Here is a 14,287-nt window from a genome sequence, read left to right on the forward strand (position 1 = left end):
GTCACCTGAAGCACCATCTTTTTGCATGGCAAAATCAAGCGCGGTGGGCCGCGGCGGACTGTGCCGCGGCCACCCCGGCGCGCACCGCGCCCTCCAGTGTCGCGGGGTAGGGGCCGTCCACGTGATCGCCTGCCGCCCAGAGCCCGGGAGCGATGGCCGGCGACGGGCGCTGCAGGCCTGGCTCACACAGGAAAGTAGCCCGCTTCTCGACGATGGTGCGCACCATCCGCAAGGGCGGGCGCAGGTAGCGAGACAACTCACGGCAGGCCTGGTCGTGGACCGCCTGGGCGGTGGCTTCCAGACCCCGGGCCACCCAGGAGCCGGCGCCGCTGATCACGAAGGCGAGCAGGCCTGTGGGACCGCCCAGCCGGCCACGATCGAACACATACTGGGCCGGGGCGGTCTCGCTGCTGCGCAGGGCCAGCATCGGCAGCGGCAGCCGGGCGCCGGCGGCGTGGGCGTAGACCGTCACGATGGGTTCAAAGCGCAGCGCGTCTGCCCGATCCGCCCAGGCTGCGGCCTGGGGACGGGCCAGCCGAGCCGCCTCGCCGGGCGGACAGGCCAGAATCACTGCGTCATAGGGGTCGCCATCGACCCGCCAGGACGTGCTCCCGTGGCGCTCCAGCCCAAGCACCCGGTGACCGCGCCGCACGCGCGCGCCGGCGGTTTCGAGCCAGCGGGCGGCCGGCTCGGGAAAGAGGGCGCTGAGGTCGGTGCGCGGCAACAGCAAGTCGCTGCTGCCCGGTCCCGAGCCCAGCGCATCGCGCAGCACGCGCAGGAAGACCGCGGCACTGGCGCGATGGACCGGCGTATTCAGAGCGGCCACACACAGCGGGTCGATCAGTTCGTCGCGCACCCGCGAGGGTAGGCCGGCGCACAACTGCGCCACGGTGAGGGCCGGGTCGCAACGGAAGCGGCGCAGCGTCCACAGGCCAGCCTTGCGCAGCAAAGCCAGGCGCTCGCTTACGGTCCATCGGCCGTGCTGGGCGATGGCGCTCAGCAGCGCCGGCACGGGGCGGCCGGGGCGCAGCCGCAGGCCGCCGCCGTCGGCATGAACCAACTGCAGCGGCATGCGCAGCAGGTCCAGCGTCGTGCGCACGCCCACCAAGCGCATCATCCGCAGGCATTCCGTGTAGGCACCGATCAAGATGTGCTGGCCGTTGTCCAGGGCCACCCCCTCGACGTCCACCCGGCGGGCGCGACCGCCCAGGCAGGACGCCATCTCGTAGAGGGTGACATCGAAGCCTTCGTCCACGGCCTGCACGGCCGCAGCGCAGCCGGCCCAGCCGGCGCCGATCACTGCCAGGCGGCGGGCCATGCTCAGCGCCCCCGCCAGTGGGTGCGCCAGGCGATCCACAGCTTGCGCACCGGGGTGAGCGCGATGCGCTGGTGCAGCACCTGGAAGCCGGTGGACTCCACTTCGCGCAACAGGGTGCGGTAGATGTTGGCCATCATCAGGCCGGGCTTCTGCGAAGCCCGGTCAGCCGACGGCAGCAAGGCCAGGGCCTCGTCGTAGCAGCGGTGGGCCCGCTCGGCCTGGAAGCGCATCAGGGCCGTGAAGCGATCGCTGTAGACGCGGTTGAGGATCTCGTGGGCCTTCACGTCGAACTGCTGGAGTTCACTGACCGGCAGGTAGATGCGGCCGCGGCGTGCGTCGTCGCCCACATCGCGGATGATGTTGGTCAATTGCAGCGCCAAGCCCAGCCGGTGCGCATAGTCGATGGTGCCCGGCTGGGTGCGCCCGAAGATGCCGCTGGCCACCTCGCCGACCACCCCGGCGACGAGGTGGCAGTAGCGCTGCAGTCCGGCGTAGTCGAGGTAGCGGGTCTGGTCGAGGTCCATCTGACAGCCTTCGATGACGGCTCCCAGGTGCTCGGCGCGGATCCCGTAGGCAGCGACATGCGGCATCAGGGCCTGCATCACCGGATGGCTGGGGCGCCCCGCGAAGGACTCGGCCACCTCCCGGCGCCACCAACTGAGCTTGGCTCGCGCGACCCCGGGGTCGCCCACTTCATCGACGATGTCGTCGACCTCCCGGCAGAAGGCGTAGAACGCAGTGATGGCCGCGCGGCGCGCGGGTGGCAGGAACAGGAAGGCGTAGTAGAAGCTCGACCCGCTGGCGGCGGCCTTGTCCTGGACATATTGCTGAGGGGTCATGGGGCAGGAAAGCGAGGCATCCGGGCCGCGCGCCACAGCAGGATCGGGGCATCGAGGCGGTGCAGCACAGGGCGGGTGTGAAGGGTGGCGTAGTCGAGGCGGCGGATTTTCTCAAGGATGCGCAGCCCCCCTTGCACAACCAGGCGCAGCTCCCAGCCGAAACGTCCGCGTACGCGGTGAACCAGGGGGGCTCCTTCATGCATCAGGCCGCGGGCCCACTGCGCCATGTCGCGCACCAGGGCCTGGGTGGCTGGCGTCTCGTGCCGTGCCAGCAGCGAGGCGGGGGGCACCCGATGGCGGGCACAGTCCTCCAACGGGATGTACAGCCTGCCCCGCCCCGTATCCACGCCCAGATCCTGCCAGAAGTTGATGAGCTGCAGGGCCGTGCAGATGGCATCGGATCGACGCAACGAGGCTTCGTCGTCGATGGCCAGCAGATGCAGCAGCAGCCGCCCGATCGGGTTGGCCGAACGCCGGCAGTAGTCCAGTAGTTCCTGGCGGTCCACGTAGCGGTGCTTGACGACGTCTTGCTCGAAGGCGCTGAGCAGGTCTTCGAGCAGTTTCACCGGCCAGCGGTGGCGGGCGATGGCCTGACCCAGGGGGCCGAAGACCTGCGGCCAGCGGTCGGATACCGGCTGCCCGGCCACCGTGGCGGCCAGATCGCGTCGGTAGGCGGCCAGATCGGCCAGGCGTTGTGCGGGGCTGCGGCGGCCCTCGTCGGCCAGATCGTCGGCCGTGCGGGCGTACCAGTACAGGGCGGAGACGGCCGGGCGCAGTGCAGGGGGGCACAGCCAGGACGCGACGGGAAAATTTTCATAGTGGTCCACGCTCACGGGGGCGATTGTCCACGCCTTTGGGGTGGGCCCACTACGTGGTCGCGTCTTGACATCAGATCAGCCGGAATCTAGAGTACTGACCAGTCAGTCAGTAACGACCCTCCGTTTGCAGCCGCCTCGTCCCTTCGAGCGCTGCGGGGGTTCGTCCGCCGGTGATTCTTTGCGCCCGAGGCCTCCTGATGTCCACGCCCTCGCTTCCCCTTGCCGTTGTTCTTGCCGCAGCCGTGGGGCTGCTGGCTGGCTGTTCCCCCTCGCCGAAGCCGCAGGAGCCAGTGCGGGCCGTGCGCACCTTGACGCTGGCCCCTCAGTCGGTGGTCGGTGCGCACGAGTACGCGGCCGAGGTGCGCGCGCGCACGGAATCGCGATTGGGGTTTCGGGTGTCAGGCAAACTGGTGCAGCGTCCCGTCAACCTGGGCGACAGGGTGCGCGCGGGGCAGGTGCTGGCCTTGCTCGATGCCCAAGATCTGCGTCTGGGCGAGCAAGCGGCCCAAGCGGCGGTGTCTGCTGCCCAGGCCAACCTCGAACAGGTCGAGGCCGACTTCAGGCGCTTCACCGAGTTGCGAGCCCAGGGCTTCATCAGTTCGGCCGAAGTGGAGCGCCGTGAGACCGCCCTCAAGGCGGCGCGGGCCCAATGGGTTCAGGCGCAGGCGCAGGCGAATGCGCAGGGGAATCAGACGGCTTACGCCCGCCTGGTGGCCGACGTGGCGGGTGTCGTGACCGGCATCGAGGCTGAACCCGGCATGGTGCTGGGCGCGGGGACTCCCGTGCTTCGTCTGGCCCACGATGGCCCGCGCGACGCCGTTTTCGCTGTGCCTGAAGATCGGCGCGAAGCGATACGAGTGCTGGCGTCGACAGGCACGCCAGTGCGAGTGCGCCTGTGGGGTGAGGACGAACGAGTGATCGTCGCACGGATTCGAGAGGTTGCCGCATCTGCCGACCCGGTCACCCGAACCTTCACGGTCAAGGCCGATCTGGGCACGGTCTCGGCGCCTCTCGGGCGTAGCGCCATCGTGATGATCCACGACGCGGCTCGTGAGGCCGTGATCAAGCTGCCGTTGTCAGCCTTGCGCGAGTATCAGGGGCGCACCCATGTGTGGTTGCTCGAAACCCAAACCATGACCGTGAACCTCCATCCTGTGGAGGTCGCCGCAGCGCACGGCAACGAGGTGATCATCCGCAGCGGACTCACTGCAGGCCAGACGGTCGTGACCGCCGGCGTGCATGTCCTCCAGCCGGGGCAGCGCGTCAGGTTCTACAACGGCGGCGGCACGCCGGCGGCATCGACTGCCGCGCCCGGCGCCCTGGCTGCCACATCGCCCAACACTCCCTGAGCCTGCGCGAGGTCTTCCGTGAGTTCACCGCCGCTGTCGGCTTCGAGAGAGCGCCGCTTCAATATCTCTCGCTGGGCACTCGAGCACTCCGCGCTCACACGCTACTTGCTCGCGGTGCTGATGGTGCTGGGCTTTGCGGCCTATTTCCAGCTCGGGCAGGACGAGGATCCGCCGTTCGCCTTCCGGGCCATGGTGGTACGGGCCTATTGGCCCGGCGCCACCGCACAGCAGATTGCCGACCAGGTCACCGACAAGATCGAGCGCACGCTGCAGGAGGTGCCCTATTCGGACATCATCCGCAGCTACTCCAAGCCGGGGGAAACGCTCATCATCTTTCAGGTGGCCGATTCCTCCCCGCCAGAGCAGCTGCAGCAGATCTGGTACCAGACCCGCAAGAAGGTAAACGACATGCGCGGCAGCCTGCCGCAGGGCGTGATCGGTCCGTTCTTCAATGACGAGTTCGGCGATGTGTACGGGGCGATCTATGCCCTGTCTTCCGACGGTTTCAGCCCGCGCGAACTGAGGGAGCACGCCGATCGGGTGCGCCAGCAGTTGCTGCGCGTGCCGGATGTGGCCAAAGTCGAGATCTTCGGCGCGCAGGACGAGAAGATCTACATCGAGGTCTCGCAGGCTCGCTTGGCGCAACTGGGCCTGGACTTCAATCAGGTGATTGCTCAGCTCGGCCAGCAAAACGCCATCGAATCGGCGGGCGTCGTCACCTTGCCGACCGACCAGGTGCAGTTGCGCGTGGGCGGGCCCTTCAACTCTGAGGAGGAGTTGCGTGCCTTCCCCATCCGCGCCGCGGGCAATACCTTGCGGTTGGGGGACATTGCCGAGGTGCGCCGGGGTTATGTCGACCCGCCGCAGGTGAAAGTGCGCCACCAGGGCCAGGAGGTGTTGGCGTTGGGCGTCTCCATGGCCAAGGGTGGCGACATCATCCGTCTTGGGCGGGAGTTGGAGCGCGCGGTGCAGGCGATCCGTGCCGACTTGCCCGTGGGCATCGAGATGACGCAGTTCCAGGATCAGTCCACGGTGGTCTCGCGGTCGGTGAACGAGTTCATCAAGGTGCTGATCGAGGCTGTGGTGGTCGTGCTGGCGGTCAGCTTCCTCAGCTTGGGCTTGCACATGCGGCCGCTGCGACTGGACTGGCGTCCGGGCATGGTGGTGGCCATCACCATCCCGCTGGTGTTGGCCATCACCTTCGTCACGATGTTCTACTGGGGTGTGGGCCTGCACAAGATCTCGCTGGGCTCGCTGATCATTGCGTTGGGCCTGCTGGTGGACGACGCCATCATCGCTGTCGAGATGATGGTGCGCAAGCTGGAAGAAGGCTACGACAAGCTGCGTGCCGCCACGGCCGCCTACGAGATTACTGCCATGCCCATGCTCACCGGGACGCTGATCACCGCCGTGGGTTTTCTTCCGATCGGCCTGGCCAAGTCCGCCGTGGGCGAGTACACCTTCGCGATCTTCGCCGTCACTGCGGCTGCACTCGTGATCTCCTGGGTCGTGTCAGTCTACTTCGTACCCTACCTGGGCACGGTGCTGCTCAAGACCCGCGCCCTCGCCGGCGACCGGCCCCATGAGCTCTTCGATACGCCCTTTTACAACCGCTTCCGCCGTCTGGTGGGGTGGTGCGTGCGTCATCGCTGGATCACCATCGGCCTGACCGTGCTGTCGCTGGGGCTTGGTGTGGTGGGCATGGGCCGGGTGCAGCAACAGTTCTTCCCGGATTCCAACCGGCTCGAGGTGCTGGTGGATCTCTGGCTGCCCGAAGGATCCTCTTATCAGGCCACCGAGGACGTGGCGCGCCGTGTCGAGGCGCGATTGATGAGGGAAGAGGGCGTGGCCCACGTGAGCACTTGGGTGGGCAGCGGCGTGCCGCGCTTTGCGTTGGTGCTCGACCAAATCTTTCCGCAGTCCAACGTCAGCCAGATGATCGTGATGCCCAAGGATCTGTCGGCCCGCGAGGACTTGCGCCGCCGGCTGCCGGCCTTGCTGGCCGAGGAGTTCCCCGAGGTGCGCGGCCGAGTGAAGTTGCTGCCCAATGGCCCGCCAGTGCCCTATCCGGTGCAGTTCCGTGTGATCGGTGCCGATCCTGCCGAGGTGCGGCGCATCGCCGACGAGGTCAAGGCCGTGATGCTGGCCAACCCCCACCTGCGCGGGGTGAACGACAATTGGAACGAGTCGGTGAAGGTGCTGCGCCTGGACATCGACCAGACCCGCGCGCGCGCGCTGGGCGTGACCAGCCAGGCCATCGCCCAGGCCCTGCGCACGGCGCAGTCGGGCAACACCATCGGGCAATACCGCGATGGCGACAAGCTCATCGACATCGTGCTTCGCACTCCTGCCCAAGAGCGCGCCGCGCTGACCGATCTGCAGAACGCCTACGTGCCCACGGCCAGCGGCCGCAGCATCCCGCTCACGCAGGTGGCCCGTCCCGAGTTCGTCTGGGAGCCTGGCGTGCTCTGGCGCGAAGGTCGCGACTATGCCGTGACCGTGCAGGGCGACGTCGTGGAAGGGCTGCAGCCTGCCACCGTGAGCTTCCAGGTCAACCCTCAGCTCGACGCGATCCGTGCCAGGCTGCCAGTGGGCTACCGTATCGACATGGCCGGCACGGTAGAGGAGAGCAGCAAGGGCACCGGCTCGATTGCCGCTGGCGTGCCCGCTATGCTCTTCATCACCTTCACGCTGCTGATGCTGCAACTGCACAGTTTCAGCCGCGCGGTGCTGGTGTTCCTGACCGCGCCGCTGGGCATCGCCGGGGTGGCTGCCGCCTTGCTGATCCTGAATCGGCCCTTCGGCTTCGTAGCCCTGTTGGGGGTGATCGCGCTCATGGGCATGATCATGCGCAACTCGGTCATCCTGATCGACCAGATCGAGCAGGACCGCGCCCGCGGCGTGCCCGACTGGCAGGCGGTGGTCGAAGCGGCCGTGCGCCGGCTGCGGCCCATCCTCCTGACGGCGGCGGCCGCCGTGCTCGCCATGATCCCGCTGTCGCGCAGCATCTTCTGGGGCCCGATGGCGGTGGCCATCATGGGCGGCCTCGTCGTGGCTACCGTGTTGACCCTGCTGGCGCTGCCGGCCATGTATGCCGCCTGGTTCCGGGTCAAAGAGCCTCGCAGTCTGGCGCCGGGTTAAAATCCGCGGTTTCCTGGAACACCCATAGGAACACCTGAAGGGGAGCAGGCCGCTCCCCTTTCGATTTGCGCGGGTGGCGAAATTGGTAGACGCACCAGGTTTAGGTCCTGACGCCAGCGATGGTGTGGGGGTTCGAGTCCCCCCCCGCGCACCACATTCAAACGAGAGAGATCACCATGGCCGTGACTGTTGAAACCCTCGACAAACTGGAACGCAAGATCACGCTGACGCTGTCGGCCGAGGACATCAAGAACGAGGTCGAATCCCGCCTCAAGCGCCTGGCCCGCACCGTCAAGGCCGACGGTTTCCGTCCCGGCAAGGTGCCCATGAGTATCGTGGCCCAGCGCTACGGCTTTTCCGTGCAGTACGAGGTGATGAACGACAAGGTGGGCGAAGCCTTCGCCAAGGCCGCCAACGAGGCCCAGCTCCGGGTGGCCGGGGCCCCACGCATCACCGAGAAGGAAGGGGCGCCCGAGGGGGAGCTGGCCTTCGATGCCACCTTCGAGGTCTATCCCGACGTCAAGATCGGCGACCTGTCGGGCACCGAAGTCGAGCGTGTGTCCACCGAGGTGACCGATGCGGCCATCGACAAGACTTTGGACATCCTGCGCAAGCAGCGCCGCACCTTCCACCAGCGCCCGGTGGCCGAGGCCGCGGCCGATGGCGACCGCGTCACCATCGACTTCGAAGGCAAGATCGACGGGGTGCCCTTCGAGGGTGGCAAGGCTGAAGGCTTCCAGTTCCTTCTGGGCGAAGGGCGCATGCTCGAGGCCTTCGAGAAGGCCGTGCGCGGCATGAAGGCCGGCGAGTCCAAGACCTTTCCGTTGAAGTTCCCCGACGACTACCATGGCAAGGACGTGGCCGGCAAGGAAGCCGATTTCCTCGTCACGCTGAAGAAGGTCGAGGCGCAGCAGCTGCCCGAGGTCAACGAGGCCTTTGTCCGGTCCCTGGGCATCGCCGACGGCTCGGTCGACACCCTGCGAGCCGACATCCGCAAGAACCTCGAGCGCGAAGTGAAGTTCCGCGTGCTGGCCCGCAACAAGGGGGCCGTGATGGACGCCTTGCTCAAGGTGGCCGAGCTCGATGTGCCCAAGGCTCTGGTGCAAAGCGAGGTCGAGCGCATGACCGAGGCGGCCCGTGCTGACCTGAAGGCCCGCGGCGTCAAGGATGCCGACAAGGCCCCGATCCCGGCCGAGATGTTCCAGCCGCAGGCCGAGCGCCGCGTGCGCCTGGGCCTGGTGGTGGCCGAACTGGTCAAGGCTCATGATCTCAAGGCCCAGCCCGACCAGATCAAAGCCCATATCGAGGAGCTGGCCCAGAGTTATGAGAAGCCCGACGAGGTGGTGCGCTGGTACTACAGCGACACGCAGCGCCTGGCCGAGGTCGAAGCCGTGGTGCTCGAGAACAATGTCACGGAATTCGTTCTGGCCCGAGCCAAGGTCGTCGACAAGACCTTGCCGTTCGACGAACTCATGGGGGCCTGATCCCGCGTGACGCCCGCCACGGGGCGCTGCGCCGCGACCGGCGCGGCGCCCCGTTCGCTTTGCGCCTCCAGCCTGCGGGCGAGGGCGCGTGCGAACCGCCATAATCGGCGCTGCTTCCATCTTCCTGTCGTCCGCATCGCAAGGATCGCCTTCATGAGCTCCCTGGACCTCCAGAACCTGGGCATGGTGCCCATCGTCATCGAACAATCCGGCCGCGGCGAGCGTGCCTACGACATCTACAGCCGTCTGCTGCGCGAGCGCGTGGTCTTCCTGGTGGGCCCGGTCAACGACCAGACCGCCAACCTGGTGGTGGCCCAGCTGTTGTTCCTGGAAAGCGAGAACCCCGACAAAGACATCTCGCTGTACATCAATTCCCCGGGTGGCAGCGTCAGCGCCGGCATGTCGATTTACGACACCATGCAGTTCATCAAGCCCGATGTGTCCACCCTGTGCATGGGCATGGCTGCCAGCATGGGGGCCTTCTTGCTGGCCGCCGGCGCCAAGGGCAAGCGCTTTGCGCTACCCAACTCAAAGATCATGATCCACCAGCCGCTCGGGGGGGCCCAGGGCCAGGCCTCGGACATCGAGATCCATGCCCGCGAAATCCTCAAGACGCGCGACCAGCTCAACCGCATCTTGGCCGAGCGCACCGGCCAGCCCCTGGAGAAGATCCAGGCCGACACCGAGCGGGACTATTTCATGGGCGCCCCGGAAGCCCAGGCCTATGGCCTGATCGACCGGGTGCTCGAACGCCGCGAGCAGGGGTGACGCCCACCGGCTGCCAGCGCCGGGCAGCCGGAAAAACAAGACAGCAAACGGGGCCTTTCCTTTGACCCGGGCCCCGTTTTCTTTTGACTTATCATCCTCCGAAAAGCACCTCCAGCCGAGTCCCGAACCATGCCCGAGAAAAAAGGCTCTTCCAGCGAGAAAGTCTTGTATTGCTCCTTTTGCGGCAAGAGCCAGCACGAGGTGAAGAAACTCATCGCCGGGCCGTCGGTGTTCATCTGCGACGAGTGCATCGACCTGTGCAATGACATCATCCGTGACGAAGTCCCGGCCGAAGCCCCCGAGGGCCGTGCCGCCCGCTCGGACCTGCCCACGCCGGCGGAGATCAAAGCCAGCCTCGACCAGTACGTGATCGGACAGGAGGCGGCCAAACGCACTTTGTCCGTGGCCGTCTACAACCACTACAAGCGCCTCAAGCACATGGGCGCACAGGCCGGCAAGAAGGACGAGGTCGAGCTGGCCAAGAGCAACATCTTGCTGATCGGCCCCACCGGCTCGGGCAAGACCCTGCTGGCCCAGACGCTGGCGCGGCTGCTCAACGTGCCCTTCGTGATTGCCGACGCCACCACGCTCACCGAAGCCGGCTACGTGGGTGAGGACGTCGAGAACATCATCCAGAAGCTGCTGCAGAACTGCAACTACGAGGTCGAGCGCGCGCAGCGCGGCATCGTCTACATCGACGAGATCGACAAGATCTCGCGCAAGGCCGACAACCCCTCGATCACGCGCGACGTCTCCGGCGAAGGGGTGCAGCAGGCCCTGCTCAAGCTGATCGAGGGCACCATGGCCTCCGTGCCGCCCCAGGGCGGCCGCAAGCATCCCAACCAGGACTTCCTGCAGATCGACACGACCAACATCCTGTTCATCTGCGGCGGGGCCTTCGACGGACTGGAAAAGATCATCCAGAACCGTTCGGAGAAGTCGGGCATCGGCTTCGGGGCCTCGGTGAAGAGCAAGTCCGAGCGCAAGCTCTCGGATGTGTTCCGTGACGTCGAGCCCGAGGACCTGATCAAGTTCGGCCTGATCCCCGAGCTGGTCGGCCGGCTGCCGGTGGTGGCCACCCTGGGCGAGCTCACCGAAGACGCTTTGGTGCAGATCCTGACCGAGCCCAAGAACGCCCTGGTCAAGCAGTACCAGAAGCTCTTCTCGATGGACGGTGTGGAGCTGGAGATCCGACCTTCGGCGCTGGTGTCCATCGCCCGCAAGGCGCTGGCGCGCAAGACCGGTGCCCGCGGCCTGCGCTCGATCATGGAGCAGGCCCTGATCGACACCATGTTCGACCTGCCCGCCCTGGATGGCGTGGCCAAGGTGGTGGTGGATGAACACACCATCGAGGAAAACACCAAGCCCCTGCTGGTCTACCGCGAGCAGGCCAAGGCCAGCGCTTGAAGGGGCGGGGTGCTCCCCTCAGGGGGGAGCGTCCCGTCTTGCAATTGAACTCTCGAGCCCCACATCCGGCTTGAGAAAGAGAGGTCTGTGATGTCTGGACATCCCGTATTGCCCGCCGATCCCATCGAGCTGCCCCTGCTGCCGCTGCGAGACGTCGTGGTCTTTCCCCACATGGTCATCCCGTTGTTCGTGGGCCGGCCCAAGTCGATCAAGGCGCTGGAATCGGCCATGGAGGCCGGCCGCCAGATCATGCTCGTGGCCCAGAAGGCCGCCGGCAAGGACGAGCCGCGCGCCGACGACATGTTCTCTGTGGGTTGCGTATCCAGCATTTTGCAGATGCTCAAACTGCCCGACGGCACCGTGAAGGTGCTGGTCGAGGGCTTGCAGCGTGCCACCACCGACCGCATCGACGACAGGGGCGAGCATTTCGTCGCCGTCGTCCGCCCGGTGCCGCCCGAGACCGAGAGCTCTCCGGAAGTCGAGGCCTTGCGCCGAGCCGTGACCCAGCAGTTCGACCAGTACGTCAAGCTCAACAAGAAGATCCCGCCGGAGATCCTCACCTCCATCGCGGGCATCGACGATGCGGGGCGCCTGGCCGACACGATTGCCGCCCACCTGCCGCTCAAGCTCGAAAACAAGCAATCGGTGCTCGACCTGTTCTCGGTGGCCAAGCGGCTGGAGCGACTTCTTGAGCAGCTCGAGCACGAGGTCGACATCTTGCAGGTGGAAAAGCGCATCCGCGGCCGCGTCAAGCGTCAGATGGAGAAGAGTCAGCGCGAGTACTACCTGAACGAGCAGGTCAAGGCCATCCAGAAGGAGCTGGGCGAGGGCGAGGAGGGCGCCGACCTCGAGGAACTCGAGAAGAAGATCGCCGCCGCACGCATGAGCAAGGAAGCGCGCAAGAAGGCCGAGAGCGAGCTCAAGAAGCTCAAGCTGATGTCGCCGATGTCGGCCGAGGCCACGGTGGTGCGCAACTACATCGACACCCTGGTCAACCTGCCCTGGAGCAAGAAGACCAAGATCAAGCACGATTTGGTGCACGCCGAGGAGGTGCTCAACGAGGACCACTACGGCCTGGAAAAGGTCAAGGAGCGCATCCTGGAGTACCTCGCGGTGCAGCAGCGTGTCGACAAGGTCAAGGCCCCCATCCTGTGCCTGGTGGGCCCCCCGGGCGTGGGCAAGACCTCGCTGGGTCAGTCGGTGGCGCGCGCCACGGGCCGCAAGTTCGTTCGCATGGCCCTGGGTGGCGTGCGTGACGAAGCCGAGATCCGTGGTCACCGCCGCACCTACATCGGCTCGATGCCGGGCAAGGTGCTCCAGAGCCTGACCAAGGTGGGTGTACGCAACCCGCTGTTCCTGCTCGACGAGATCGACAAGCTGGGCATGGACTTCCGTGGCGACCCGTCTTCGGCGCTGCTGGAGGTGCTCGACCCCGAGCAGAACCACACGTTCAGCGATCACTATGTCGAGGTCGATTTCGACCTGTCCGATGTGATGTTCGTGGCGACCTCCAACTCGCTGAACATTCCGCCGGCGCTGCTCGACCGCATGGAGGTGATCCGCCTGTCGGGTTATACCGAGGACGAGAAGGTCAACATCGCCCAGCGCTACTTGTTGCCCAAGCAGTGCAAGAACAACGGCGTCAAGGACGAGGAACTCGAGGTGACCGAGTCGGCCATCCGCGGGATCATTCGCTACTACACCCGCGAGGCCGGCGTGCGTTCACTTGAGCGGGAGATCTCGAAGATCTGCCGCAAGGTCGTCAAGGGCCAGGCACTGAAGAAGTATGAGGGCAAGGTCGTCGTTACCGAGGACAACCTCAACGAGTTCCTCGGTGTGCGCAAGTTCCAGTACGGCCGCGCCGAGCAGGAGAACCAGGTCGGCCAAGTCGTGGGCCTGGCCTGGACCGAGGTTGGCGGCGATCTGTTGACCATCGAGGCGGCGGTGATGCCCGGCAAGGGCAACACCATCCGCACCGGACAGCTTGGCGACGTGATGAAAGAGTCCGTCGAGGCGGCCCGTTCGGTGGTGCGATCGCGTGCCCGCCGCCTGGGCATCAAGGATGAGATGTTCGAAAAGCGCGACATCCACATCCATGTGCCCGATGGCGCTACGCCCAAGGACGGCCCGAGCGCCGGCATCGCGATGACCACGGCCATGGTGTCGGCGCTGACCGGTATCCCCGTGCGCGCCGATGTCGCGATGACGGGCGAGATCACGCTGCGCGGCGAAGTCACGGCCATCGGCGGTTTGAAGGAGAAGCTGCTCGCAGCTCACCGTGGCGGCATCAAGACGGTGCTGATCCCCGAGGAGAACGTCAAGGATCTTCAGGAGATCCCCGAGAACGTGAAGAATCAACTCGAGATCCTTCCGGTGAAGTGGATCGACAAGGTGCTGGAGACCGCGCTGGTGTCCAAGCCCGAGCCGCTGCCCGAGGACGAGGCCGTCAAGGTCGAGGCGGCCAAGGACGCCCCGGCGGCAGGCAGTGCCGACGTGCTGACCCACTGAACGCGCATCCTCTTCGTGTGAGCCCCCAGGGGGCTTGCACGAAGAAGAAAATCTCTCCTATAATGCGAGCTTCTGCGAAACGCTGAAGACTTCAAAAAAAAACGAGGCCGGCAGCGAATCAAAGAAAGCCACGCGGGAGTAGCTCAGTTGGTAGAGCGCAACCTTGCCAAGGTTGAGGTCGCGAGTTCGAGACTCGTCTCCCGCTCCAGATGCTGAAAGGGAAGCTTCTTCAGATCTCCTCGATCCAAGCAGCTTCCCTTTTTCATTGGTAGCATTCGCTGCCGATGCTCGGCTCCCACGCTATGCAGGAGCCTTCCCCAAGGGCGGGGTAGCAAAGTGGTTATGCAGCGGCCTGCAAAGCCGTCCACGCCGGTTCGATTCCGGCCTCCGCCTCCATCTTCCTGTCTCTAGTGCGTCTAGTGCGCGGGCTGAGCCGCCTGCGCGTGTCACGGCACAGACATCCCCCCGTGCTTGCGGGTTCGGTCGCAATTTGTAGCCTTTGCGGCGAGAAGGTTTCAGTATCCTGCGCGTCGTGCTGGAACCCGAAGCTACTGTGCATGGATGCCCGTCTGATCGAACCCTTGTCTTCTGACCAACCCTGCGGCGAAGATCTTTCGTTCTCTGGCGAGTTCGACGCCATCCGCGACATGCGGCG

At 65.9% G+C, this 14,287-nt stretch carries 9 protein-coding genes and 3 tRNA genes; 9 read left to right on the forward strand and 3 right to left on the reverse strand.

The features are described from left to right. Window positions 1–34 precede the first annotated feature (34 nt). From hpnE to hpnC, 3 genes are read right to left on the reverse strand one after another with little or no spacing between them, the layout of a single operon-like run. On the reverse strand, window positions 35–1,318 hold the full coding sequence (gene hpnE / locus ACK4ZD_RS12245; RefSeq protein WP_409662406.1) for a hydroxysqualene dehydroxylase HpnE: 1,284 nt from the start codon (window positions 1,316–1,318) through the stop codon (window positions 35–37). A gap of 2 nt (window positions 1,319–1,320) precedes the next feature. Next, window positions 1,321–2,157 (reverse strand): presqualene diphosphate synthase HpnD, encoded by an 837-nt coding sequence (hpnD, locus tag ACK4ZD_RS12250; protein WP_409662408.1) that lies wholly within the window; start codon window positions 2,155–2,157, stop codon window positions 1,321–1,323. Further along, window positions 2,154–2,990: a squalene synthase HpnC gene (gene hpnC, locus ACK4ZD_RS12255; protein WP_409662411.1), complete on the reverse strand. Its 837-nt coding sequence runs from the start codon at window positions 2,988–2,990 to the stop codon at window positions 2,154–2,156. Before hpnC ends, hpnD begins: the two co-directional genes overlap by 4 nt. Before the next feature lie 182 nt (window positions 2,991–3,172). Here hpnC and ACK4ZD_RS12260 point away from each other — a divergent pair, with 182 nt between their 5' ends. From ACK4ZD_RS12260 to ACK4ZD_RS12300, 9 genes are all read left to right on the forward strand, one after another. Next, window positions 3,173–4,324, forward strand: coding sequence for an efflux RND transporter periplasmic adaptor subunit (locus ACK4ZD_RS12260; protein WP_409662414.1), 1,152 nt, complete (start codon window positions 3,173–3,175; stop codon window positions 4,322–4,324). Window positions 4,325–4,342: 18 nt separating this feature from the next. Next, window positions 4,343–7,465 (forward strand): efflux RND transporter permease subunit, encoded by a 3,123-nt coding sequence (locus ACK4ZD_RS12265; protein WP_409662417.1) that lies wholly within the window; start codon window positions 4,343–4,345, stop codon window positions 7,463–7,465. 67 nt (window positions 7,466–7,532) lie between these two features. Further along, window positions 7,533–7,619 (forward strand) — tRNA-Leu (locus tag ACK4ZD_RS12270). Between the two features lie 22 nt (window positions 7,620–7,641). Beyond that, a complete protein-coding gene (gene tig, locus ACK4ZD_RS12275; RefSeq protein ID WP_409662420.1) occupies window positions 7,642–8,949 on the forward strand; it encodes a trigger factor in 1,308 nt (435 codons plus the stop codon). 153 nt (window positions 8,950–9,102) lie between these two features. Continuing rightward, window positions 9,103–9,717: an ATP-dependent Clp endopeptidase proteolytic subunit ClpP gene (gene clpP, locus ACK4ZD_RS12280; RefSeq protein WP_409662423.1), complete on the forward strand. Its 615-nt coding sequence runs from the start codon at window positions 9,103–9,105 to the stop codon at window positions 9,715–9,717. 129 nt (window positions 9,718–9,846) lie between these two features. Continuing rightward, window positions 9,847–11,124 carry an ATP-dependent Clp protease ATP-binding subunit ClpX gene (gene clpX / locus ACK4ZD_RS12285; RefSeq protein WP_409662426.1) on the forward strand — a complete coding sequence of 426 codons (1,278 nt, stop codon included), beginning with the start codon at window positions 9,847–9,849 and terminating at the stop codon, window positions 11,122–11,124. Window positions 11,125–11,214: 90 nt separating this feature from the next. Beyond that, window positions 11,215–13,632: an endopeptidase La gene (gene lon, locus ACK4ZD_RS12290; RefSeq protein ID WP_409662428.1), complete on the forward strand. Its 2,418-nt coding sequence runs from the start codon at window positions 11,215–11,217 to the stop codon at window positions 13,630–13,632. A 132-nt stretch (window positions 13,633–13,764) separates the two neighbouring features. Continuing rightward, window positions 13,765–13,840: transfer RNA gene (locus ACK4ZD_RS12295), tRNA-Gly, on the forward strand. Between the two features lie 114 nt (window positions 13,841–13,954). Next, window positions 13,955–14,028 (forward strand) — tRNA-Cys (locus ACK4ZD_RS12300). Window positions 14,029–14,287 lie beyond the last annotated feature (259 nt).

Origin of the sequence: Caldimonas sp., from assembly GCF_046291045.1 — a bacterium.
Classification (GTDB): domain Bacteria; phylum Pseudomonadota; class Gammaproteobacteria; order Burkholderiales; family Burkholderiaceae_C; genus Caldimonas.

Excerpts from the sequence above, each read along its gene's own strand:
- hpnE (WP_409662406.1), bottom strand. The coding sequence starts at position 1,318 with ATGGCCCGCCGCCTGGCAGTGATCGGCGCCGGCTGGGCCGGCTGCGCT.
- hpnD (WP_409662408.1), bottom strand. The coding sequence starts at position 2,157 with ATGACCCCTCAGCAATATGTCCAGGACAAGGCCGCCGCCAGCGGGTCG.
- ACK4ZD_RS12260 (WP_409662414.1), top strand. The coding sequence starts at position 3,173 with ATGTCCACGCCCTCGCTTCCCCTTGCCGTTGTTCTTGCCGCAGCCGTG.
- tig (WP_409662420.1), top strand. The coding sequence starts at position 7,642 with ATGGCCGTGACTGTTGAAACCCTCGACAAACTGGAACGCAAGATCACG.
- clpP (WP_409662423.1), top strand. The coding sequence starts at position 9,103 with ATGAGCTCCCTGGACCTCCAGAACCTGGGCATGGTGCCCATCGTCATC.
- clpX (WP_409662426.1), top strand. The coding sequence starts at position 9,847 with ATGCCCGAGAAAAAAGGCTCTTCCAGCGAGAAAGTCTTGTATTGCTCC.
- lon (WP_409662428.1), top strand. The coding sequence starts at position 11,215 with ATGTCTGGACATCCCGTATTGCCCGCCGATCCCATCGAGCTGCCCCTG.